Here is a 24,438-nt window from a genome sequence, read left to right on the forward strand (position 1 = left end):
GTGCCCCATTCTTCCGGCAGCGGCGCGGCCGGCGCCGCGGGCGCCTCGATCGGTTTGCTCTGCTCAAGCTCGCGCAAAACGCCGGAACTGGTGTTGCCCTGAATGTACGCGAGCGACAGGCAGGTAAACATGAAGACGACGGCGCCGACGGTCGTCATCTTCGTCAGGAATCCGCCCGCGCCGGACGAGCCGAACACGGTCTGCGAGCTGCCGCCGAACACGGCGCCCATGTCCGCGCCTTTGCCCGTCTGCAACAGGATGACGAGAATCAGGAAGACGGAAACCGAAAAATGGATGATCGTCAGGATGACGTAACCGATACTCAAGCGAACTCCCTCCGCACGGGACTCAAGAGGCCCGATAACCTAGCGATTCGCCCCGCGGATTTCAAGACCCGCGGGACTCAAAACGGACGATGCGCAGAAAGTCCGCGGCCAAAAGCGATGCCCCGCCGACAAGCGCGCCGTCCACGTCTTCGCACGCCATCAGTTCATCGACGTTTTCCGCCTTGACCGATCCGCCGTACTGGATGCGAATCCGGCCCGAGATGTCGGCGCCGGCGATCCGTGCAACGACCGTACGGATGAACGCGTGCGCCTCCTGGGCCTGTTCCGGGGTCGCGACGCGCCCCGTGCCGATCGCCCAAACGGGCTCGTACGCGACGACCAGCCGGCCGACCTCCGCCGGCGATAAACGCGCGAGTCCTTCTACCAGTTGCGTCTCGAGCACGTCGAACGTGCGAATCGCGTCGCGTTCGGCGAGCGTCTCGCCGACGCAGTAAATCGGCAGGATGCCGTGCGAGAGCAACGAAAGGATCTTGCGGTTGCAGCCCTCGTTCGTCTCCGCGTGATACTGCCGCCTTTCCGAATGCCCCACGAGGCACAGCGTCGCGCCGACGCTTGCGATCATCGGCGCGGAAACGTCGCCGGTGAACGCGCCGGAATCCTCCGCGCGGCATTCCTGCGCGCCGATTTCGACCGGCGTGCCGTTAACCGCGTGCGCGACAGCCTCGATAAACGGGTAGGGGGGAAAGATCGCCACCTCGCGTCCGCTGATGTCCCTGACGCCTTCGGCGATCGCCCTGGCGAGCTGCACGGCGGACGCGCGGTCCTTGTGCATCTTCCAGTTGCCGGCCAGAAACGGAATGCGCGACGCGGCCGCGGTCATGCGGTCTCCAGGGCGGCGATGCCGGGCAACGTCTTTCCTTCGAGCAGCTCGAGAGACGCGCCGCCGCCCGTGGAAATGTGCGAAATTTTCTCCGTGACGCCCGCCATGTGCACGGCTGATACCGAATCGCCGCCGCCGACCACCGACAAGGCGTCCACCGCGGCGACGGCGCGGGCGATCGAGAACGTACCCTCGGCGAAGGCCGGAACCTCGAACACGCCCATCGGTCCGTTCCAGATGATCGTCTTCGCGCGGGCAATGACGCGCGCGAACTCCTCGCGCGTTTCCGGGCCGATATCAAGGCCCATCTCGTCGTCGGCGAACCCGCCCGCGCCGACCACGCGCACTGCCGCGCCGGCTTGCATTTCCGTTGCGGCGATGTGGTCGCGCGGCACGTGGATCGCCACGTGCTTCTCGCGCGCGGCTTTCAGAATTTCCCCGGCCATGGCGAGCTTTCCGTCTTCCACAAGGCTTTTGCCGACGTTTTCGCCGAGGAACTTGAGGAAGGTGTAGGCCATCGCGCCGCCGATGACGAGCGCGTCCACGCGCGCCAGCAGATTCTTGATGACGCCGATCTTGTCGGAGACCTTCACGCCGCCGAGGATCGCGACGACCGGCCGAGCGGGATCTTCCATGGCCATGCGGAAATATTCGAGTTCCTTGCGCATGAGAAAACCCGCGCAGCGAGCGGGAACCAGTTTCGGCAGCGCGTGAACGCTCGCGTGGGCGCGATGCGACGAACCGAACGCGTCGTTGACATACACGTCCGTCAGGTCGGCGAGCTGGCGCGCGAGTTCCGGATCGTCCGCGGTTTCACCCGGGTGAAAACGAAGATTCTCGAGTACCATCACGTCGCCGTCCTTGAGCTGATTCGCCCAGACCTTCACGCCGTCGGACATGACCTCCGGCGCCTGCACGATCTCGCGGTCAAGCTCCTCGCGCAGCCGTTCGGCGACCGGCAACATCGAGTAGCGTTCGTCGCGCGTCCCCTTGGGCCGGCCCAGGTGGCTCGCCACGATCAGCCGTCCACCCTTGCGAAGGATGTAACGCAAGGTCGGCGCGACGGCCTGGATGCGCGTCGCGTCGGTAATTTTGCCCGTTTCGTCGATCGGTACGTTAAGATCCGCGCGCACGAACACGCGTTTCCCGCCGACATCGACCTCGTCCACGTATTTGATCGTCATACGCCGGGCAATCCCCTAGAGCCGGGACGCGACGATGCGCGCCAGATCGACGAGACGGCAGGAGTAACCCCACTCGTTGTCGTACCAGGAAAGAATCTTCACGAAGTTGTCGCCGGAGGTCTTCGTGACGAGCGAATCGAAGCTTGAGCTGTGCGGGTCGCCCTGAAAGTCGATGCTGACTAGCGGCTCGTCAACGTAGCGCAGTACGCCCGAAAGCGGCCCCTCCGCGGCGGCTTTCATCGCCGCGTTGACCGACTCGACCGTCACGCGCTTTTCGGTCTGCACCGAAAGATCGACAAGGCTGACGTTCGGCGTCGGCACGCGCACGGCCATGCCGTCGAGGCGCCCCGCGAGCGCCGGCAGCACGAGGCCCACGGCCTTCGCCGCGCCCGTGGAGGTTGGGATCATCGACACCGCCGCCGCGCGCGCGCGGCGCAAATCCTTGTGCGGCAGGTCGAGCAGGCGCTGATCGTTCGTGTAGGAGTGAATCGTCGTCATGAGGCCCGCGATAATGCCGAAGCTCTCGTGCAACACCTTGGCGACGGGCGCCAGGCAGTTGGTCGTGCAGCTCGCGTTGCTGATGATGTGATGCAGCGCGGGGTCGTACGTCTCGTCGTTGACGCCGACGCAGATCGTCGCATCGACGGACGCCTTGGTGTACCGCGCCTTTTCGAGTTCCTCGGGCGTGCTGTTTTTCGCGGGCGCGGTCAGGACCACCTTCTTTGCGCCGGCGTGCATGTGCGCCACCGCCTTGTGCGGCGCCAGAAACAGGCCCGTCGATTCGATCACGACGTCCACGCCGAGATCGGCCCAGGGAAGCGCCGCGGGGTCTTTTTCGGAAAGGACGCGCACGGTGCGATCGCCGACGACGAGACTGTCGCCGCTGACGCGAACGGAGCCGGGATAGCGGCCCATCACCGAGTCGTATTTCAGCAGATGCGCGAGCGTTTCGGGACTCGTCAGATCGTTGACCGCGACGATGTCCAGATCGCCAAGATCGAATGCGCGGCGCAATACCGAACGCCCGATGCGTCCGAAACCGTTAATCGCAACTTTCACGCCCACGGAAACCTCCTTGACCGGTGAGCTCCGCCCACCGGCGTAACGGTGCTAGATGGCGTCTCGCAACGTTCGCGAAACGGGGTAATCGCGCGATTCCGGCAGGGGCCGGATGAAAAAAGCGGGTTTTACAGGAAATACGCGGCCCGTCAGGGCTTCATTATCGCGATTGCGCCCGCGCGATCAAGGAGGCGGTTTACGGCGCGCCGCCCGGCGTCATGAGCGCGGGCACCCAGTCCGGCCGGGAAAGGGCCGGCGGCGCCGCAAGACCCATCGGCGCGAACGGTCTTGATCCATCAATCGCGGATCCGTCCGTGGACAAGACAAATGCGCGCGCCGCGCTTTCGTCGCCCGCGATGACGGCCGCGTAACGGTCGTCCGGCGCGAATGCGACCGCCCCCGGCCGCGCCGATAGGCCCGCCATTTCGAGCATAGGCCCCAGATCGACGACGGCATCCGGCACACGCGATCCGAAGCGGTAGAACGCAAGCTCCGACTCGCGCAGCACCGCGAAACGCCCGAACGTGTCGTCCACGTCCAGGTCGATCACCTCGCCGCCGCGCGCGTCGATGATCGGCGGAAGGCGCGCGGGATAGGCCAACGTGTCGAGCGTCTCGGGCATTGTCACCAATGCGGCGGATCGCCCGTCGCTGACGACAACGCGCCCCTTGCCGGGTCCGAAACGCGCCGCCGTCACGCCGTCGGCCACGGCGATGCACGGCCCCGCGCCGCCGAAGGCGGTCACCTTTCGTTGCCCGAGGATGTCCTGGCCGACAAACGCCGCCGCGCTGCCGTCCGGCGCGTACGAGGGCGATCCGATGCGCCAGGCGGCGGACGTATCTGGCCCGGCGCACACGACGGAATGCCGTCCGCTCGAAAGGAACAGGCGCACGATCTCGTCGCGTTCCGCCGGCCGCCGCACGAAGAGCATCTCCGTGCGTCGGGGATCGACCGCGACATCGCCTGGATTCCTCGCCGCGACGATCACGCTCATGCGCCCGTTCGATAAATCGTGCGCGACGATCCCATGCTCCGGGGAGGCGTACACAAAAACGCCGGTCAGCTTCGGCCCGCCGCACCCCATCGTAAAAAAAGCAATCAGAGCCGCGACCATCCGGGAGCGGGTGGCGACGCCTCGCCACAAACGGAGCCGCGATTTCAGAGCCGCGACCGTCAGGGAGCGGGTGGCGACGCCTCCGGAGAAAATTCTCTTTGGCGCTCCAAACGCAAAAATCGCGCGGTGCGCGCAACGCCCCGCGCGATTCTCCTCCATCCTCAATCCTCGATCCTCGATGCTGGAATGCGCGTTCAGCTCACGTCGATCGGCGCGCGCACTTTCTTTTCGTGCTCGGCCTTGGCGGACGCTTCGTTCTTTTCGCGGGCCAGTTCCGCGGCGTGATGCGGGCACACACCACCCGGCGGCTCGGGGCGCCGCATCATCCACTCGGGGATGAAATTGACGTTTCCCATCGACTTCAACTCGTTCATCATCTCGGTTTCCGTGCGTTGCACGGCCGAGGCGACGCGAGAGACGATCTTCGCAAGCTTGCGTGAACGGCATTGGCCGCAACGGCGCCGCCCGAAGAAAAGCGGCTGCGGCTCGTACATCTTTTCGACAAACGACGTAACGTGACCGCATTTGGCGCAACGGTATTCGTAAACCGGCATCGGCTTCCCTTTAGCGCCCCTCGTACGATTCCGGATGAAGGACGCCGTCATAAATCCAGCGCGTCGGTCCCTCGAGCGCCACGTCGCCGGAAATCGGGTCGTTCGCGTCGAGGTGGACCGTCAAAAGTTCGCCCGATCGCACGCGCAGGCGCACGGGAACCGGCGACTTTTTATTGTGCACCAGCGTGATCGCCGCCGCAACGTTGCCGGTGCCACAGGCCAGCGTTTCGTCCTCCACGCCGCGCTCGTAGGTGCGGATCAGGAATTCCCCGCCCGGGCCCGGCGCGACGAAATTCGCGTTCGTTCCCGCGGGCGCGAACTCGGCGTGATAACGGATCAGGCGGCCGACGCGGCGCATGTCCACCGCCTCGATATCCTGGACCGGCACCACCACGTGCGGAACGCCCGTGTTGACGAACGTGCCGTCGATGCGTTCGCCGCCCTCGATCGTGATGCCGACCGGGCGAAGCGCGCTCGGCGGCGTCAGCTTCACCTTCACGCCAAGGGGGGTGATTTCGGATTCGATCGTGCCGGCCACGGTGGCAAAACGCATCGATTTGCCAGCGATACCGCGCTCGAACGCAAAACGCGAAACGCACCGCGCGCCGTTGCCGCACATCTCGGCCTCGCCGCCGTCGGCGTTGAAGTAGTGCCAGGCGAAATCGAGGGTGGGGTGGTTCTCCACGAAAATCACGCCGTCCGCGCCCACGCTGATCGCGCGCCGGCACACGGCCGCGACGAAATCGCGCATCCGGTCCGGCGCGACGAGTCCCTCGCGGTTGTCGATGACGATGAAATCGTTGCCGGTGCCCGACAATTTGGAAAAAGGAATGCTCATGCGTTCAACCTTGTCTTGATGGAACCTGTCATCATGCCGGTTGGCGGTTGTCATCCTGAGAGAAGCGAAGGATCTCGCCGCGCCAATCAAACCGGCCCCTTCGGTGACCGTTTCACGGCGGGCGACGGCGCCTCGGATTTCTTTGGCCGGCCGCGTTTGCGTTTGGGCGCCGGGAGCCCGCCGTTGCCATCGGATGCCGCGAGGCGATCGCGCAGGCCGCGTTCGAGTTCCGCCACTTCGATCTCGAGGGCCGCGACCTTCTCGACGAGCTTCGTTACGACGCGGGTGCGTTCGAAAAAGCTCTTCACGTTGTCCTCGATGCGTTCGCTGAATTCCTCGAGGTTCCTTTGCGTATTCGCGGTGATTGCGCGCAACAGGTGCTCGCGCTCCTTTGGCGGAATATCCTTTTTTTGAGCCAGTCGCTCGATGGCCTTTTCGACCTCGGCGCGCGTGTGCTGAATCATCGAAAGGCGCGGCGCGACGACCTTGTCCATCAGGTCGTGGATGCTGTCCTGCCCCGACTGGATGATTCGCTTGAGCGCGCCGAGCGGCAGGAACGCCCTGTTCTTCTTTTCGCTCTCGAAAATGATCTGCGCGAGCGTCAGGCTCGTCAGGTCTTCCTTGCTTTTGTTGTCGATGACCTTGATCTCGACGCCGTCCTGGATCATCTGCTCGATGTCGTCGAGCGTGACGTAGGCGCTGCGATTCGTGTCGTAGAGCTTGCGATTCTGATAGCGCCGGATGACGCGCGGCTCGGGCGAGGCGGACAAGGAAAAATCCCCGTTTCTCAAGGGGTTTCAGCGCATTTTGGGCTTTAACACGCCGCGTCGAAGGCGTCAATTCGGTCGCGGGTTTTTGGGCAAGCGCGCGACGAACAAGCGCGCGCGGTCAATGCCGCGATGTCACCGGTCGCTTGCAATCCGCTTCGACGCCATCCGCCGTGCGAATTTGTCTCCGCGCCATTGCCAAAGCGCCGGAATCCGCCTAAACGAAACGGACACACGTCGCCGTTCGACCCCTTGCGAGGAAGACGAAACGCATGCGCCCGGCCATCGATTTTCGCGTCGCCCCGAACGTTCCCGAAGCGCTGCTGCCGCTTAAGGATCTCGCCGAAAATATGTGGTGGACATGGAACGTCGCCGCGCGCGAGCTGTTCCGCCGCATCGATGAGACGTTGTGGGACGAGGTGAAGCATAACCCCGTCGCGCTTCTCGGCCGCGTCTCGCAGCGGCGCCTCGAGGCGCTCGCGAGCGACGAGGGATTTTTGCACCACCTCTCGCTTGTCGCCGAGGAATTTCAGGCCTACCTCGGCGGCGAGACCTGGTTTGACCGCGCCTACAAGGGCTTCCGCAAGCCGCGATTCGCGTATTTCTCGATGGAATTCGGCATCGCGGAATACCTGCGCATTTACTCCGGCGGCCTTGGCGTGCTGGCCGGAGATCACCTGAAATCCTCGAGCGACCTGGGTGTGCCTCTTGTCGCCGTCGGCCTGCTGTTTCGCCGCGGGTATCTTTCGCAATACCTCAACGCGGACGGCTGGCAGCAGGAAACCTATCACATCAACGATCCGTACAACCTGCCGCTCGAGCTCGTGCGAACGGAATCCGGCGCGGCGCTTGAGATCCCCGTGCGCGTCGGCGACGCCGACGTGCGCCTTTACGTGTGGCGATGCCGCGTCGGCCGCGTCGATCTCTATTTGCTCGACGCGAACGTCGAGGCGAACGCGGAGGACGATCGCGCCATTACGGGCAATCTCTACGGCGGCAATTCGGAAATGCGCATCCGCCAGGAGATCGTTCTCGGTATCGGCGGGCTGCGCGCGCTGCACGAGGTCGGCGTCAAACCGATGGTCTGCCACATGAACGAAGGTCATTCGGCGTTCCTCGCGCTTGAACGCATCCGCCTTCTGATGGCCGAGACGATGCTCGATTTCGAAAGCGCCCGCGTCATCTGCGCCGGGGGCAACGTCTTCACGACGCACACCGCCGTGCCCGCGGGATTCGATCTGTTTTCCGCGGACCTGATCGCGCGCTACTTCGGCCACTACGTCGGCGAGCTCGGCATCAGCGTGCCGCGCCTTCTGGAGCTGGGCCGGCGCCACGGCGAGCCCGACAGCGCGCCTTTCAACATGGCCGTCTTCGCCATCAACAACACCTCGTATGTCAACGGCGTCTCCGAATTGCACGCGCAGGTGACGCGCAAGATGATGCACGCGGGCTATCCCGGCATCCCCACGAACGAGGTGCCGATTCGCCATGTCACCAACGGCGTCCATTTCGAAACGTGGGCAAACCCGGACGTGCGGGCGCTGATTGAGCGGTATCTCGGCGCGGACTGGTCGGAGTCGAAAACCTCCCCCGAGGTCTGGAAGAAGGTGGAGCGCATCCCCAACGTGGAACTGTGGCGCATGCACGAGCGCCAGCGCGAGCGCCTCGTCGAGTCGGTTCGCCGGCGCGCCCGGGCGCAGTGCGTCGCGCGGAACGCGCCCGTCGAGGACATCACGAGCGCCGCCGAGGTGTTGGATGCCCGGGCGCTGACGATCGGCTTCGCGCGCCGGTTCGCGACCTACAAGCGGGCGACGCTTTTGTTTCGGGACATCGATCGCCTGACGCGCCTCCTGGCCGACGCCTCGCGTCCGGTCCAGTTCATCTTCGCGGGCAAAGCGCATCCGGCCGACGAGCAGGCCAAGGCGTTCATCAAGGCGATCGTGCACGCCGCGCGCGAGTCGAACATCCGCAGTCAGGTTATCTTCCTCGAGGACTACGACATCGAACTCGCGCGAGAACTCGTCGCGGGCGTCGATGTATGGCTGAACACGCCGCGCCGTCCGCTCGAGGCCAGCGGAACAAGCGGCATGAAGGCGCTCATCAACGGCGCGCTCAACTGTTCGGTTCTCGACGGCTGGTGGGCCGAGGCCTTCGTCACGCACGCCGGCTGGGCGATCGGTGCCGGCGAGGAATACGACGACCCGGATTATCAGGACCGCGTCGAATCAAGCGCGATCTACGACCTGCTCGAAAAGGAGATCGTGCCGACCTTCTACGATCGCGCGCGCGACGGGCTGCCCCGCCGCTGGATCGAGATGATGAAGCGATCCATGACGGCCTACGGCCCGCTCTTCAACACCGACCGAATGTTGCAGCAATACGTTCGCCGGTATTATCTGCCGGCGGAGGCGTATTACGCATCCCTGTGCGCGCACGAATACCGCGACGGCGTGCAATACGCCGCGTGGCGCCGCAATGTGCGCGAGCGTTGGGATCCGATCGCCGTCAACGATGTTACGGCCGAGACAAACGAGGGGCGCCGCGCCGGCGAGGAGTTGCTTGTCACCGCCAACGTAAGCCTGGGCGAACTGCAACCCCAGGATGTGCACGTCGAAATCTACGGCGGTGTGCTCGACGAAAACCTGCGCCTGGTCGACGGCGTCGTGACCAAGATGACGATGAAAAAATCCCTCGGTTCCGGCCGCTACGCCTACGAGGGCATCTACCGCTGCATCGACGTCGGACACCACGGCGTTCTCGTTCGCGTCATCCCCGCGCACGCCATGATGGTCGCCCCGCACGCGCTGCCGCTTGTGCGTTGGTCACAGACGAAGGAGTAGGAAGTAGGAGATAGGAAATAGGAGATAGGAAATAGAAAAGAGGAAAGAGGAAAGAGAGCGGCTCGCGGTTCGATCGGAGGCAACCTATCGACGATCGAGGATGGAATGACGCCGCGTCCGTTTCGCCGCCATCCCCCGTGTTCGTTATCCCCTGTTCTTTGTGCCCCTTCGGCTTCGCTCAGGGCATGCCTTGTGTTGAACATGCGATTCCGCGGTTCATTCCGAATTCCGCGTTCACACCGTGTCCTCAGTGTCTCCTTCGTGCCCTCCGTGTGCCGCCGAATGCGATCATCCCGCGCACGCGTCCGTCATCGCGCGGCAAAACGCCTCGACGCGCTCGGCGAGATCGGGCGCGTCCTTGTGCTCGGTCACCAGCCGCACGAGCGCGCTGCCGACGATCGCCGCGTCGGCCGTCTCGCAGACGCGCGCGGCTTGTTCGGGCGTCGCGATGCCGAAGCCCGCCGCGATCGGCAAATCGGTATGGCGGCGCAGGCGCGCAACCATCGCGCCGATGTCCTCCGGTGCGGCGTCCGCGCCGGTGACGCCAAGCCTTGTAACGAAATAGACGTAACCCGTGCTGGCTCTTGTCACGGCGCGCACCCGCGCATCCGAGCTGGTCGTCGCGGCCAGGAAGATCGTGGCGAAGTCCCGAGCGCGCGCCGCGGCGATCAGTTCATCGGCCTCCTCGGGCGGCAGATCCGGCACGATGACGCCATCCGCGCCGCACCGCAAAGCTTCCTCGACGAATCGCGCGTAGCCCATCGACTCGATCGGGTTTGCGTAGCCCATCAGCACCATCGGCGTTTCGATCAACGCGCGTAGCCGGGCGATGTCGTCGAGCAACGTTACCAGCGTCGCGCCGCCGGCGAGCGCGGCCTCGGACGAGGCCTGGATCACGGGTCCGTCCGCGACGGGATCGGAAAACGGTATGCCGATCTCCAGCACGGCCGCGCCGCCGCGAGCCGCCGCCGCCGCGACCGCGAGAAAGCTTTCGCGATCCGGGTAACCGCCCGTCAAAAACGGAATGAACGCGCGTCCGCCGCGCGCGCGAAGTTCCGCGAAAGCCCGATCGATGCGATTCATGCGGCGCCGCCCGGCGTATCCACGATGGTCGTGTCCTTGTCCCCGCGTCCGGAGATATTGATGACGACGATCGCATCCCGGGGCATCGACGCCGCGAGGTGAACGCCTTCGGCCACCGCATGCGCGCTCTCGAGCGCCGGAATGATGCCCTCGAGCCCCGCGAGCAAGCGAAACGCGATGAGCGCCTCATCGTCGGTCACCGCCGTGTAGCGCGCACGCCCGGTTTCCGCGAGGTACGCGTGTTCCGGCCCGACGCCCGGGTAGTCGAGCCCCGCGGCGATGGAGTGCGTCGGCGCGATCTGCCCGGATTCGGTTTGCAAAAGGAAACTGCGCGCGCCGTGCAGCACCCCCACGCGTCCGCCGGTGATGCTCGCGGAGTGCTCGCTTGTCGAGAGCCCGCGGCCCGCGGCTTCCACGCCGACAAGCTGTACGTCGGCGTCCGCGAGGAACGGGTGAAAAATCCCAATGGCGTTGCTTCCGCCGCCGACGCACGCGACGATCGCTTCAGGCAGACGATTTTCAGCATGCAGGATTTGCTCGCGCGCTTCGCGCCCGATCACGCTCTGGAAGTCGCGCACCATCATGGGATACGGATGCGGCCCGACGACCGAACCGATGATGTAGTGCGTGTCGCGAAGATTCGTCACCCAATCGCGGATGGCCTCGTTTGTCGCGTCCTTCAACGTTCGCGAGCCGGAGGTGACGGGCACGACCGTCGCGCCAAGCAGCTTCATGCGAAAGACGTTCAGCGCCTGGCGTTCCACGTCCTCCTCGCCCATGTACACAACGCACGGCAACCCGAAAAGCGCGCAGGCCGTCGCGGTCGCGACGCCGTGCTGTCCCGCGCCGGTCTCGGCGATGATACGTGTCTTGCCCATGCGTCGCGCGAGGATCGCCTGTCCGATCGTGTTGTTCATCTTGTGCGAGCCGGTGTGATTCAGGTCCTCGCGCTTGAGGTAGATCTTCGCGCCGCCCGCGTGTTCGGTGAGGCGCGCCGCGAACGAAAGCGGCGTCGGTCTGCCGCAATAATCGCGAAGATACGATTCGAACTCGCGCCGAAACTCCGGGTCGCCGCGCGCGTCGTCGTAGGCACGCGTCAGCTCCTCAATGGCCACCATCAGCGTCTCGGGCATGAAGCGCCCGCCGAATCGGCCAAACTTTCCCCTGGCGTCGGGTAACGTCACGATTCCACCTTGCGCACCGCGTCGATGAACGCGCGCACGCGCGAAAGATCCTTCACGCCGGGCGAGGTCTCAAGGCGCGAGGACGCGTCGAGGGCAAACGGCGAAAGCGCGAGAATCGCCGCCCTGGCATTTTCCGGCGCCAGGCCTCCGGCGGCGAAAAGACGATCGCGCACAGGCTCGACCGCATCGGAAAAGCGCACCCAATCGAACGCTTGCCCCGATCCGCCGGCGCGACCGCCGGCGCTCGAATCGAGCATCAGGTAATCCCATGCGCCGCCCGCGACGCGCGCGATCGCTTCGGCCAGCACGCTGCCGTTTTCGGTAACGGCGACGGCCTTGATGGCGGGAACGGGCAGGGCGGCGAAGTCGTCCGGCGATTCGCCACCGTGAAGCTGAACGAGATCAAGCGCCACGCGCTCCACAAGTTCGGCGACGCGCCCGGGCGTCTCGTCGACAAACACGCCGACGAGTTTGACGCCCGGCGCGGCGTCGCGGATTTGGCGCGCCGTTCGTTCGTCGACCCGGCGCGGCGACTCGGCAAAAACGACGCCGAGATAATCGGCGCCCGCCGCGGCGATTTCGCGCGCCTGGTCCGCCCGCGTCACGCCGCAGATCTTCACCCGGACGCTCATGCAAGCAACTCCCGGATGCACAAGGCGGGGTCATCGCTCGTGACCAGCGATTCGCCGACAAGCGCCGCGCGAACGCCGGCGTCGCGAAGCCGCGCCAGGTCCGCCGCCGAGCCGATGCCGCTTTCGCTTATGACCGTGCGGTGCGCATCGACGTTTTTTGCAAGCTCGATCGTGCGTTCCAGGGCGACCTCGAACGTCGCCAGATCGCGGTTGTTGATGCCGATCAGGCGCGCGTCGGCGCGTTGGGCACGCTCGATTTCTCCGGCGGAGTGCGTCTCCACGAGAGCCGCGATGGATAGCTCATGCGCCAGCATCACGAAATCGCGAAGCTCGGCCTCGTCCATCAAACGCACGATCAGCAGGCACGCGTCGGCTCCCATCGCGCACGTTTCGTAGAGTTGGTATTCGTCGATGAGAAAGTCCTTGCGCAGAACCGGTAGCCGGCACGCGCCGCGCGCCTCGGTCAGGTCCGACGGTCGCGCCTTGAAGAAGTTCGGTTCGGTAAGCACCGACAGCGCCGCCGCGCCGCCGGCTTCGTAGGCCCGCGCCAGCGCGGCGGGGTCCAGATCGGCGCGCAGAACGCCCCTGGACGGCGAGGCGCGCTTGATCTCCGCGACGATCGCCGTTTTCGCCTTCGGCGTTTCGACCGCGGCCTGGAAGTCGCGCGGCGCGGCGATGGCGTAACATTGCGCCTCGAGTTCGGACAACGGCACGCGCGCCTTGGCGGCCGCGATGTCCTCGCGGCGCGCCGAGACGATGTTGTCGAGAATCGAATCCATGCCGTCTCCCTACGCGCCGTCGTCGTGCGAAATTCGCGCGAGGCCGACAAGCGCCGCCCGGGCACGTCCGGATCGCAGCGACTCGCGCGCGATTTCGATGCCCTCGCGCACGTCGGCGGCCTTGCCCGACACAACCAGCGCGGCGCCCGCGTTGAGCGCGACGATATCGGCTTGCGGGCCGTCGCCGCCCGCGAGAATCCGCTCGGCGATGCGCCGGTTGATTCCCGCGTGTCCGCCGGCAAATTCGCCGGCCTCACAAAGCGTCAGGCCAACATCGCGCGGATCGAATTCGTATTCCGTAATCTCGCCCCCGCGCAACTCGGCAACGTGCGTCGGCCCGGTCAGGGTGATTTCGTCGAGCCCGTCGTGCCCGTGCACAACCATCGCGTGCTCCGTGCCCAGAAGGCGCAGCACCTCGGCGACGTGTCGCGTCAGCGCGCGATCGTACACGCCGATTACCTGCCGCTTCGCGCCGGCGGGATTGGTCATCGGTCCCAGGATGTTGAACAGCGTCCGCATGCCGATTTCGCGGCGTGGCTCCGCCGCGTGTTTCATCGACTGATGATAGATCGGCGCGAACGCGAACGCGATGCCGGCCTCGGCCAGCGCGCGCTCCATGCGCTCGGGCGGACAGGCTATCTGAACGCCAAGCTCGGCGAACAAATCCGCGCTGCCGCAGCGGCTCGATACCGCCCGGTTGCCATGTTTGACGACCGGCACGCCCGCGCCCGCGACCGCAAGCGCCGCGACGGTCGAGATGTTGAACGTGCCCGCGTCGTCGCCGCCCGTGCCGCACGTGTCGACGACGCCCGCGCGATCCGTTCGGATCGGCCGCGCGAAGCGGCGCATCACGCGAACGCACGCCGCGATTTCTTCGGGCGTCTCGCCCTTGATGCGCATCGCGACAAGCCACGCCGCGATCTGCGCGGGGGTCGCGACGCCGCTCATGACGTCTTCCATCACGTCTTCCGCGCCGGAAACGGAGAGGTTATCGCCGGCCAGAACGCGCGCGATCGCGTCGCGGATGAGCATCCTCGGGCGCCCGCCGGAAAGGAAGTTGCGAACGATGCGGCGTCCGTGCGAGGTCAGCACCGACTCCGGATGAAACTGCACGCCTTCGATCGGATACGTCCGGTGCCGCACGCCCATGATTTCGCCGTCCGGCGCTTCGGCGGTGATTTCAAGCTCATCGGGAAGCGTCTCGCGTTCGATCACAAGCGAATGATAGCGCCCGACCGTCAACGGCTTTTCCACGCCCGCGAACACGCCAACGCCAATGTGGTCGATGTCGCTCGTCTTGCCGTGAACGGGCGCCTTCGCCCGCACGATATGTCCGCCGAACGCCGCGCCGATCGCTTGATGCCCGAGGCAAACGCCAAGCGTCGGGATGCGCGGACCGAAACGCCGGATGACCTCGATGGAAATCCCCGCCTCGGCCGGCGAACAAGGCCCCGGGGAGATGACGATGCGGCCCGGGGCCAGGCGCTCGATTTCATCGAGCGTGATCGCGTCGTTGCGCACAACGCGCACCGTTTCGCCTTCCCGCTCGAAATCGTGCGCGAGGTTGTAAACGAACGAGTCGTAGTTATCGATGAGAAGAAGCATCAGCCCGAAAGCCCCGCTGCGCGCAACATCACCATCGCCTTGTGGCGCGTCTCTTCGTATTCCTTCTCCGGTATCGAGTCCGCCACGATGCCCGCGCCCGCCTGAATGAACAGATCGCGTCCCTTGCGCACCATCGTGCGGATTGTGATGCACGAGTCCAGGTGACCGGAGAGGCTGACGTAGCCGACCACGCCCGCGTAGGGACCGCGCCGCACCGGCTCGAGCTCCTCGATGATCTCCATCGCACGCACTTTCGGCGCGCCGGACACGGTGCCGGCGGGGAAGGTGGCGCGCAGCACGTCGAACGCGTCCTGCCCCTTTGTCAGGCGTCCCTCGATCTGCGAGACGATGTGCATTACGTGCGAATAGCGCTCCACGCGCTGATAATCCGTCACGTTCACCGTTCCCGCGCGACACACGCGCGACAGGTCGTTGCGCCCAAGATCGACCAGCATCACGTGTTCGGCGCACTCCTTTTCGTCGCGTAGCAGATCGGCGGCAAGGAGCCGGTCTTCCTCCGGCGTAGCGCCGCGCGGGCGCGTGCCCGCGATGGGGCGGATCATCGCGAGATCGCCGGTCACTTTCACGTGCACCTCCGGCGATGCGCCGATCAGCGTCACGTCGTCAAAATCCAGGTAGAACATGTAGGGCGACGGATTCGTGGCGCGCAGGCGGCGATAAAGATCGAAATCGTCGCCGGTAAACGGCGCTCGATAGCGCTGCGAAAGCACAACCTGAAGGATGTCGCCCGCGTTGATGTATTCGCGTGCGCGCAAAACGGCGCGGGTGTACTGATCGCGCGTCATTGTGCTTTCGATCGACGATTCGGCGAACGGCTCCACGTCGCGCACCAGGCGCTTGACGGTGCTCGTCTGCAACTCGCGCACGGTATCGCGAACGCGGCGCACGGCGCTTTCGTACGCGGTGGCCGGATCGGGCCCGGTCGTCGCGTAAGTCCCCACGGTAAGCTGCTGGCTGACTCGATCGAACGCCACCACGACATCCGGAAACACCCACTGAAATTCCGGGATATCGAGATCGTCCGCGGCCGTTTCGGGCAGGCGTTCGAAGTGCCGCACGACATCGTACGACATGTATCCCACCGCGCCGCCGAGAAACGGCGGGAGATGCGGCTCGGGCACGGGCTTCATCGCCGCGAGTAGCGCCGCGAGCGGCTCGAAGGGATCGTCGTACGCCACCTCGCGGCGTTCGGCGCCCTCGATGATTTCCGCGTGCCCGCGTCTGCCGCGCACGACGATGCGCGGCGACAGCCCGAGGAAGGAGTAGCGTCCGATGCGGTCGCCCCCCTCGACGGATTCCAGCAGGAACGCGCCGCCCCGCTGCGCCAGCGACAAAAACGCCGACACCGGCGTGTTCAGATCGTCGATGAGCTGCGCGTACACGGGCACAAGGTTGCCGTGCCGGCTCTTTTCCAGGAATTCCTCACGCGTGGGCTTGATGTCGGTCATTTTAAAAAAACGCAAATCCTCATTCGCCGCGACGGTCGCCGCGGCGCCTGTTGAATCGATTTCCTTGCAAACGGGGGTCAGGCGTCGGGCGTAATTCGCCGGCGCCACCAAATCGGAAGCGAGCAAGCAAGCGGTCTGGCCGAATGAGCGTCCATTCGGTCCATTTGAGGCAAAAGCGCGAGCGAGGTCAATACGTGATTGAAGATTGAAGATTGCGGATTGAGGATTGCGAACAGGCGTGGCGGTTGGATCGCGCGCCCGTAAGAATCGAGTCGGCGGTTCGCGAATTATCGATTTGCAGCTCAACCATCAAGGTACCGCGCCCGGATAATCTTCAATCCTCAATCTTCAATCTTCAATCCGGCAGGAAATACGCACGCCGCGCCTCGGTGTTGGGCGCCGCGTCCATTTCACGCACAAGCGCGCCCGCCAGCCGGCGGAAGACGTCACGCGAGTCGAGCATCTCGTCGCGCTCCTCCTCGGGGTCGTAAAGCAGGTCGTACAGCTCCCAGCGGATCCCGTCCGGCGTGGGCATGTAAACGAGTTTGTAGCGGCCGTCGAACACCATGCGGTGCTTGGCGATGTTCGTGATTGGAAGGTACTGGTCCTTGATGACGATCGCGCGGTCGTCGTCCTTGGCGATCTCGCCGATGGTCGTGATGTCGGGGTACACGATGCGCCGCCCGTTCAGGTATCCGGCGGATGAATTCACGAACCAGATGCCGGTTTCGAAAAACAGCAATCGCTCGTCGGCGCCGGTTTCCGCAATTCGCCAGGCGATATTCAGGCCGTCGATGTCATCGGGCAAATCGACCTTCGCGGCGGCGGCGAGCGTCGGGGCGATATCGACGTTGTTCGTCAGGCGCTGTGACACGAGTCCCTGCGGAAATTGGTGCGGCGCGTCGATGATAATCGGCACGTGCACCGTCGCCATTCCGCGAAAATGATCGCCGTGCCCCATGTCCTCCAGGTTCTCGTACAGGCTCTCGCCGTGGTCGGATGTGATGAGAACGACGGTGCGCTCGCCTCCCGGCGCGCGCCGCACCGACTCGACGATGCGCCCCACGGCGCGATCGACCGAATACACCGCCGCGTTGTAAAGCGCCGCGATTTGCCGCGCGTCGTCGGGGGATACGCGCTCCTCGCCGATCACCGGCATCTTTTTGAACTTGAACGGCCCCATGTAATCCGAATCCGAAAAACGCCCGAGGTCGGGATAATTCGTCGCGAACGGGAAATGCGTCGTCGAGAAAAACACGGCGACAAATCGCGGCGCGCGAGCGGGCTTGGCCAGATGCCTCAACACGCGGCCCGCGAGATTCCCGGCGTCCGAGGCGTCCGCGCTTGCGTCGATGATCGGCACGAGGCGCCGGCCGATCGCGGTATCGATAAACGGCAGCAGCAGGCGCTGCGTCATCAGCGTTTCGACCGCGACGAGCGAGCGGAAATTGAACGGCGGCGCGTCCACGATTTCGAAACCCACGTCCATGCGCGGAAAGATATCGCCCGCGTAATCCGAAAACACGGCCGTATCGTACCCCGCGGCGGAAAGGCGCGCGGGAAGGGCATCGGGGAAGACGACGGTCTTCGGATCGGGAAACATGTTGCGTACGCCGTGATTCCATGGTTCGCGGCCGGTCAGCATCGATACCCACGAGGGAAACGTGCGCGGGCACGAGACATACGCGGCCTCCATGACCGTCGCGCCGCGGCAGATGCGATTGATGTTCGGCGTGAAAACGTCTGGCCCGCCATGGCACGCGATGCGATCCGGGCGCAGCGAATCGGCCACAAGCAGCAGAATGTCGGGGCGCTCGTCCGAATGCGGCGGCGCGGCATCCGGCGGCGTCGGGGTGCGCAGGACGAAAAACCACGTCATCAGAATCGCCACGCCAAGCGCGATCTGCGCCCGGACGCGACGGCGCCGGATCGCGCGGTAAACAAATACCGTCAACGCCGGGAGTAGCAGCAGGAATCCTCGTACCGGCTCTTCGGCAAGCCAGGCGTGCGTCGCCGCGAGGGCGGGACCGCGTTCATAGAGCCAGGGCGTGTACATCGCCGGGCGATAGCCCGCGCCGAACGCGAAAAACGCCGCGAACGACGAAAGCGCCAGAACCGCGCCAAGCGGCGCCGCGCCGCGCGGGCCGTTGAACGCGGCGGGGACCGAGAACCAGACGCCCAGGGCGATATGCGCCGCGAGCGACGCGACGAGCACGCGCGCGATGTCACCGAGATACTGGTCGCGTACGATCTGCTCAACGGTGGGATCCTTGACGCCCCACACCGTGAAGTCGGACGCGAGCCATAGTGTGAAGGCGAACGCACCCGCGCCGGTGAGCGCGCCGCCCGCGAGCGCGGGCCATTCGCGTTCCCGCCAGGTCGCGCTCATCGCACGTATCCCCAATCGCGCAGGGCGTCGCGCACCGTGCCGGTCATGAGCGTGTCGGCCTTGGTTCGTCTTGGGCTGTACCAGATGCCGATGGCCGTCTCGGACGAAGGATCGATCGGCGGCGGCGCGTCGCTTGCGGTCAGGCGGTAGTCGCGCGCGCCGCCGAAGACGCCGGGATTGCCGACGTACGCCAGCCGATACGGGCCGGCAAGAACGCGGTTGGCGTTAAGCGTCCGCCCGTCGTTGTAAACCGCCAGATTGAAGGGCGCATCCGGCGGCCACGGCGTGAACGACACGATCTTCGTCGAACCCGCCGGCACCGATACGGCAAAAGAAAATCCCACGCCGCTCGACCACATTTCGACCGAATCCTGCGCGTCGATCGACGGGGAGCCAAGCGATAAAAGGCCGTCGTCGCAGCGGACGGTGCCGTAGAAGCGCTTATCGGCCGGTCCGGCGGAAAAGGCGATGTTGACGGCCTCTTCCGCGCGCTCCGGATAAAGCGCGCCCGCGCCGGTCAGGTGCGGCAACAGGGCGGAAATTTGCGAGGCGCGTTCGGCGCCAAGCCGGGCTCGTTGCTCGGCAAGCTCCGTTTTCAATTCATCAACAAGCTGCGGCTCGGCGCCGACGATGTTTGCCGTCTCGCGCGGGTCGGCGTCCAGGTTATAGAGCTCGATGAACCGGCCCCCGTCCGCGGGATCGTTGCCGCGAACGCGATCGTACGGGCCGTCCTTCACGACGAATTTCCACTCGCGCAACGCAAAACCGGTCACGCCGGGACCTTCGACGTACGCGCGCTCGCGCTCGAACGCACGGTCGAGCAGATTCTGGCCGGCGGCCGCGGGGGGCCGGTCGATCCCCAGCATCGCGTTGATCGTCGGATACACGTCAAGAAGCGTCGCCGGTCCTTCGACGCGCGTACCCGCACGCGCGTGGCCCGGAAGACGCAGGATGAGCGGAACGCGCGTCTCGCCGTCGTACAGGCTGTGCGCGTGGCCGGGCGGATGCCCCGCCTCGAATCCCTCACCATGATCGCCCGCGATAACGACAAGCGTGCTCTTGTCGATCCCAAGCCTGGCGAGATCGCGTATCAGCTCGCCGATTTTTTCATCCGCGTAGGCGATCTCGCCGTCGTATGTCTCGGGCCATACGCGCGGATCGGGGTCGATCGGCTTGGAAAACTGACCGCGGAACCTCTCCGGCGGGCGCAGCGGGCCGTGGCCGTTGTTGTAGTGCATGAAAAGGAAAAACGGCCGCCCGGCGTTTTCGCGAAGGAACGCGCGCGCGTCGCGGGTGATCGATTCGGTGTCCGTCTGCCGGCGGTTGTAACTCATCGTCCGCGCAAAACCCGGCGCGGCGCCGATTGGCGTGCCCGCCTGGATGAAAGGATCGGAGCCGATATGCGCCGCGACGTATCCGCGCCGGCGAAAAAGCGCCGGAAGCCCGTCGAAAGCCGCGTCCGACCAGCCTCCGGTCGTCAAGCGCCGAAACGCGGCCTTTTCCGTCGCGGTCAGGTCCCATCGCCCCAGCGGCAATCCGAGCGTCGACGGCCGCCGCCCGGAGAGCATTGCGGTGACCGACGGCCTTGTCGCATTCGACGGCGCATAGACGTGCGTGACGAGAACGCCGTCCTCGGCGAGCGCATCGATGTTCGGTGTCGTCGGGCGCCTGTATCCGTACGCGCCGACGGCATCCGCGCGCAGCGCGTCCACGATGATCCAGAGCACGTTGAAATTGTCGGCGCCCGCGCCGTCGAGCGCGGAGGTGATGACGGGTCGGCCGATCGCGAAAGGCGCCGGCATCGGATAGCCCGCCCACTTCTCGTATTTTTTTCTCGCGTCCGCGTCGGGCTCGGGCGCGGTAACGGTGAATCGCAACGCCGTCGCGGTCGTCGCGACGGGGGTGAGATCGACCTCGATTTCGTCGAAGAACCTGATTTGCTCGTAATAGACGCGCCAGCGCTCCCGCAAAAACCATTGCACGCGCGAGAGCCGCCGCTTGCCGAACGCGACATCGCGCGACAAAACGGCGGCGCCGCCGGCGTCAAGCGCCTCCACGCGTATCGACGCACCGCCCGCGCGAAGCACCGGCGGTGCGACAAAGTGCGTAAACGAAAGGCGCGCGTCCGCGGGCAGTGGATCGAGCGCCACCGTCGCCGAATAACTTTGCGGATCGCCGGTCGCGGCCAGCGGCAGCGCGTCGTGCTCCTCGGTGAAGTGCATGAGGCGTCCCGCGATAAGCGGCACCGGCCAGATGCCCGCGTCGATCGCGGTGAGAATGAGATCCTGGCTCACGCGGCGTTCGCCGTCAGCCGCGCATCCGGCCGCGACAATCGACACCGCCGCGATCAAGGCAAGGAGCGCGCCGGTTCGCGGCGATGCCGTTTGCGCTCGCGTCATTTTTCGTCCCGCAACGAATAGACGGCGATGGTATGCGGGCGGTCGTCGCCGAAGGCCGATGTTACCGCGAGCCGCGTGTATTTCATGTCGAGCGCCGCGAGGCCCTCGCGCGAGGCCTCGATTTGATCCGGGGAGACGCACACCACCGCGGCCGTAGCGCCCCAGGCGCGGTATTGCTCGAGCGTTTCGGCGGTCAGGCGGCGCACATGCCAGCCGCGCCGGTGCGCTTGGTAGATCGCCTGGTTCTTGCGCGTCGAACCCGGATCGAGCACGAGCAACAGGTCGCCGGGCTCCGTCGCGTTGCGCGCCGTTTCGCCGGCGACGACGCTCGAAAGATCGCGTCGATATTCGGCGCGAACGTACACCGCGGACAGGGCGACAAACGCCACCGCGACCGCCGTGGCGAGGCGCGCGGGCTCGATGCGGTTTGCGAGCTTCCGCGCGAAGGCGACAAGGCCCGCGCCCGCCAGAAGCGCCCACGGCGCGGCGAACGGAAGCTGGTAATAGTTATGCTCCGCGTTGCCGGAACGAATGATGAGCACGTACGCCCCAAGTGCCGCGAGCCACAACCAGACGTAGCCGGACCGGCGGCGCGTGTCCGCGAAAATCAGCGACGCCAACGCGAAGATGGTGACGACGGGTGTCATCATGCGGTCGAAAAGGCGCGACTGGATCGTCGCCCAGAACTTGCCGCTTGTCAGAAGCGCGGGATCGCCGAACAGGTGCTGCGCGGTGACAAACGGATCACCCGCCTGCTCGAGGACGTTGCCAAGGCTCCCGACGCGCGACGCGTAAACGATCCACGCAAGCGGCGGCAGCGCGGCGACGATCGCCGCGGCCCAGAAGCGGCGGTCGCGCGCGATGGCGAACCCCCGAAACGCCAGCCCGCCGGCCGCGAACAGCAGGCCGAGGCAAAGCGCGTACGCCTTGAACAGGCCCGCGAGGGAAAGCCAGATCGCCGCCGCCGCAAGGTCGCGCGCGCGATCGGTGCCGAGCCATGCCTGGAATCGCTCGGCCGCCGCGACGGTCGCGGCGAGCATCCACGGATCGGACATGACGGTGCGTCCGAAAAACCACGGGTAGGGACCCAGGTGAAAAAACAGCGTCGCGAAGGCGGCTTCGGCGGGTCCGAAAACGCGGCCCGCCAGGCGAAAGAGATAAAGTCCTCCGACCGCCATCGCGAGGATCGACAACAGGCGTGGCCACGCGTGGCTTTCGCCGAACCATCGGTAAAGCGCGGCCGATGCGCCGGAATAGATCGGGGCCTCTTCCGCCTCGATGTTCGGTGTCGCGGGGCCGGGGTCGAGCACGTCCCACTCCGGCCGTCCGGGCCATCCGCCCTTGTCCGCGAAATTGCGGATGACCGTCGCGGTCGAGGCCTGATTCCAGGAGTGCCGATCGGCGATCGGGCTCGTGAGGTAGGGAAGGCGGATCAGCACGCCCACGAGCGTCACGGCGAAAAGCGCCGCGCGGGCCGCGCGTACGTCGCCGTCGAACAAGCGCGCAAGGAATCTCACGCCGACTCCAGGGCCAGCGGGCGCGCGCGCCAGCCGTATAGCGCGAGAATGGCTTCGGCCAGCATCCACGCAAGCCGCGCGATGAGCGCGACCGCGATCGCGACGTCCATGGAATGTACAGTCGATAGGAGCAGGGCGAGCGCGCCTTCGCGCACGCCGAGCCCGCCGGGTGTCAAGAAGGAAAGGAATCCGACAAGCCAGCCGCCCGCGAAGATCGCCGTCACCGTCACGATGCCGATTCCCGGCGCGATGTCGATGGCGCGAAAGCAGGCGAGCCCCGCGAGGCCGTGCAAGAGCCAACCGCCGCCAAGCGCGAGCGCGGCGAACGCCATCGTCGAAAAACGAACTTCGATTGGTGCGGGCGCCTCGCCGCGCCGCCGGCGCATCAGATTCACCGCGCCGCCGATCGCCCGCGGATGCAAAAGGAGCGGCGCGGCGATGACGATCGTGGCCAAAAACCACCCGCTCGCGACAAACGGAGCGTCGGCGGCCGAAAGCGCGGGCACCGCGAACGCAAACCACACGGCGGAGGTTACAAGCATGACGATAAGCTCGATGTAGATCGAAAGCAGCGTGCGTCCCCGGGGCACGCCCGCGCGCTCCATCATTGCGACGCGAACGATAAAGAGCATCACCTTGCCCGGCACGTATTTGCTGATCTGCGAAAGCGACCACGCCGACACGGCGGTTCGCGGCGACACGGCGCCTCCGACGCGCGAGGCCAACTCGCGCCAGACAGCGGCCTGCACCAGAAAAAAAACCAGGTTGAGCGCCGTCGCCACCGCCAGCCATAACGGGCGGGGCCTCGCGCCGCGCGCGGCGAGTTCGCCGGCCTGCGCGATAAGCGCCGCGACGAGAAAGCCGAGTACCGCGAGCGCGAGGATGACCCGCGCGGCGGCGCGGACGGACTCGCGGTTCATTCGACGCGTTCGGCGACGGAGTAGGTCGCGCCTTTTCGGTGGGAACGCTTGGCGAGCATCTCGCCGATCAGCCCGATCGACACGAACTGGACGCCGGTGATGATGAGCAGAATTCCGAGAAGGAGCAGGGGGCGATTGCCGATCGGGCGCTCGCCCGCGAACCAGAGCGCGCTCATATAAGCGCAGATCGCAAGCCCGAGCCCGCCAAGCAAGAATCCGCCGCCTCCGAAAAGATGGCCGGGGCGCTGGAAATAGCGGGTGAGAAAAACGATCGTCAGAAGGTCCGCGGCGCCGCGCAAATAGCGCGCCGCGCCGAATTTGGAGCGGCCATGCCGGCGCGGGTGGTGGCGAACGTCGATTTCGCCGATGCGATAACCGCGCTGCCCCGCGAGCACGGGGATGAAACGATGTTGCTCGCCGTAGAGATCGATGTCCTCGAGCACCTCGCGGCGATAGGCCTTGAAGCCGCAGTTGAAATCGTGCAGCGGGATGCCCGTGATTTTGGCTGTCACCGCGTTGAACAGGCGTGAGGGCAGGGTCTTCTCGACCGGGTCGTGACGCTCGCGTTTCCAGCCGGAGACGAGATCGAGCCCGCCATCGATCGCCGCGAGAAATCGCGGGATTTCCAGCGGGTCGTCCTGCAGATCGGCATCGAGCGTGAGAACGACATCGCCCCGCGCCGACTCGAATCCGGCCGAAAGCGCCGCGCTTTTTCCGAAATTGCGCCGAAAACGCAGCCCGCGCACGCGGGTGTCCGCCGCCGCGCGCTCCCGGACGACGTCGAAGCTCCCGTCGTGGCTGCCGTCGTCCACGACGACGATCTCGAACGAGCGGCCTGTTCCGTTTAGCGATTCCACGATGCCGTCGATGAGCGCGGGCAGGGATTCGCTTTCGTCAAAACAGGGAACGACGACGGAAACATCGATACCAGGCGTCAT

20 protein-coding genes are annotated in these 24,438 nt (G+C 65.6%); 1 reads left to right on the forward strand and 19 read right to left on the reverse strand.

Annotated features, from left to right (window positions below; genetic code table 11):
* The 8 genes from secG to K8I61_10385 all read right to left on the reverse strand — a co-directional run.
* Positions 1-320, reverse strand: a 320-nt coding sequence (gene secG, locus K8I61_10350) for a preprotein translocase subunit SecG (protein MBZ0272428.1), incomplete at its 3' end; no start/stop codon positions are given.
* Positions 321-387: 67 nt separating this feature from the next.
* Positions 388-1,167: a triose-phosphate isomerase gene (gene tpiA, locus K8I61_10355; protein ID MBZ0272429.1), complete on the reverse strand. Its 780-nt coding sequence runs from the start codon at positions 1,165-1,167 to the stop codon at positions 388-390.
* A complete protein-coding gene (locus K8I61_10360) occupies positions 1,164-2,351 on the reverse strand; it encodes a phosphoglycerate kinase (GenBank protein ID MBZ0272430.1) in 1,188 nt (395 codons plus the stop codon). The genes tpiA and K8I61_10360 overlap by 4 nt, the downstream gene beginning before the upstream one ends.
* A gap of 15 nt (positions 2,352-2,366) precedes the next feature.
* On the reverse strand, positions 2,367-3,416 hold the full coding sequence (gene gap, locus K8I61_10365; protein MBZ0272431.1) for a type I glyceraldehyde-3-phosphate dehydrogenase: 1,050 nt from the start codon (positions 3,414-3,416) through the stop codon (positions 2,367-2,369).
* 190 nt (positions 3,417-3,606) lie between these two features.
* Complete coding sequence (locus tag K8I61_10370; GenBank protein ID MBZ0272432.1) at positions 3,607-4,404, reverse strand: hypothetical protein; 798 nt, start codon at positions 4,402-4,404, stop codon at positions 3,607-3,609.
* A 314-nt stretch (positions 4,405-4,718) separates the two neighbouring features.
* Positions 4,719-5,078, reverse strand: a complete 360-nt coding sequence (locus K8I61_10375; GenBank protein MBZ0272433.1) for a zinc ribbon domain-containing protein — start codon at positions 5,076-5,078, stop codon at positions 4,719-4,721.
* A gap of 10 nt (positions 5,079-5,088) precedes the next feature.
* The gene (gene dapF, locus K8I61_10380) at positions 5,089-5,916 is read right to left on the reverse strand and encodes a diaminopimelate epimerase (GenBank protein ID MBZ0272434.1); all 828 of its coding nucleotides are present in this window, start codon (positions 5,914-5,916) and stop codon (positions 5,089-5,091) included.
* Between the two features lie 86 nt (positions 5,917-6,002).
* Positions 6,003-6,686, reverse strand: a complete 684-nt coding sequence (locus K8I61_10385) for a transcriptional regulator (protein ID MBZ0272435.1) — start codon at positions 6,684-6,686, stop codon at positions 6,003-6,005.
* Between the two features lie 269 nt (positions 6,687-6,955).
* Here K8I61_10385 and glgP point away from each other — a divergent pair, with 269 nt between their 5' ends.
* Complete coding sequence (gene glgP / locus K8I61_10390) at positions 6,956-9,523, forward strand: alpha-glucan family phosphorylase (protein MBZ0272436.1); 2,568 nt, start codon at positions 6,956-6,958, stop codon at positions 9,521-9,523.
* A gap of 288 nt (positions 9,524-9,811) precedes the next feature.
* On the opposite strand, the gene trpA is transcribed toward glgP, so the two are convergent.
* The 11 genes from trpA to K8I61_10445 all read right to left on the reverse strand — a co-directional run bounded on the left by trpA (position 9,812) and on the right by K8I61_10445 (position 24,438).
* Positions 9,812-10,606: a tryptophan synthase subunit alpha gene (gene trpA, locus K8I61_10395; protein ID MBZ0272437.1), complete on the reverse strand. Its 795-nt coding sequence runs from the start codon at positions 10,604-10,606 to the stop codon at positions 9,812-9,814.
* Positions 10,603-11,793 carry a tryptophan synthase subunit beta gene (gene trpB / locus K8I61_10400; protein ID MBZ0272438.1) on the reverse strand — a complete coding sequence of 397 codons (1,191 nt, stop codon included), beginning with the start codon at positions 11,791-11,793 and terminating at the stop codon, positions 10,603-10,605. The genes trpA and trpB overlap by 4 nt, the downstream gene beginning before the upstream one ends.
* Positions 11,787-12,422: a phosphoribosylanthranilate isomerase gene (locus tag K8I61_10405; GenBank protein MBZ0272439.1), complete on the reverse strand. Its 636-nt coding sequence runs from the start codon at positions 12,420-12,422 to the stop codon at positions 11,787-11,789. Before K8I61_10405 ends, trpB begins: the two co-directional genes overlap by 7 nt.
* Positions 12,419-13,201 (reverse strand): indole-3-glycerol phosphate synthase TrpC, encoded by a 783-nt coding sequence (gene trpC / locus K8I61_10410; protein MBZ0272440.1) that lies wholly within the window; start codon positions 13,199-13,201, stop codon positions 12,419-12,421. Before trpC ends, K8I61_10405 begins: the two co-directional genes overlap by 4 nt.
* Before the next feature lie 9 nt (positions 13,202-13,210).
* Positions 13,211-14,806: a bifunctional anthranilate synthase component II/anthranilate phosphoribosyltransferase gene (locus tag K8I61_10415; protein ID MBZ0272441.1), complete on the reverse strand. Its 1,596-nt coding sequence runs from the start codon at positions 14,804-14,806 to the stop codon at positions 13,211-13,213.
* Complete coding sequence (gene trpE / locus K8I61_10420) at positions 14,806-16,275, reverse strand: anthranilate synthase component I (GenBank protein MBZ0272442.1); 1,470 nt, start codon at positions 16,273-16,275, stop codon at positions 14,806-14,808. The genes K8I61_10415 and trpE overlap by 1 nt, the downstream gene beginning before the upstream one ends.
* Positions 16,276-16,630: 355 nt before the next feature.
* Positions 16,631-18,664, reverse strand: coding sequence for a sulfatase-like hydrolase/transferase (locus tag K8I61_10425; GenBank protein MBZ0272443.1), 2,034 nt, complete (start codon positions 18,662-18,664; stop codon positions 16,631-16,633).
* Positions 18,661-21,063, reverse strand: coding sequence for a sulfatase-like hydrolase/transferase (locus K8I61_10430; protein ID MBZ0272444.1), 2,403 nt, complete (start codon positions 21,061-21,063; stop codon positions 18,661-18,663). The genes K8I61_10425 and K8I61_10430 overlap by 4 nt, the downstream gene beginning before the upstream one ends.
* Positions 21,060-22,580, reverse strand: a complete 1,521-nt coding sequence (locus K8I61_10435) for a glycosyltransferase family 39 protein (protein ID MBZ0272445.1) — start codon at positions 22,578-22,580, stop codon at positions 21,060-21,062. The genes K8I61_10430 and K8I61_10435 overlap by 4 nt, the downstream gene beginning before the upstream one ends.
* Positions 22,577-23,500, reverse strand: a complete 924-nt coding sequence (locus tag K8I61_10440; protein ID MBZ0272446.1) for a flippase-like domain-containing protein — start codon at positions 23,498-23,500, stop codon at positions 22,577-22,579. The genes K8I61_10435 and K8I61_10440 overlap by 4 nt, the downstream gene beginning before the upstream one ends.
* Positions 23,497-24,438, reverse strand: a complete 942-nt coding sequence (locus tag K8I61_10445; protein MBZ0272447.1) for a glycosyltransferase family 2 protein — start codon at positions 24,436-24,438, stop codon at positions 23,497-23,499. The genes K8I61_10440 and K8I61_10445 overlap by 4 nt, the downstream gene beginning before the upstream one ends.

The sequence above is a fragment of the bacterium genome, from assembly GCA_019912885.1.
Classification (GTDB): Bacteria; Lernaellota; Lernaellaia; order JACKCT01; family JACKCT01; genus JAIOHV01.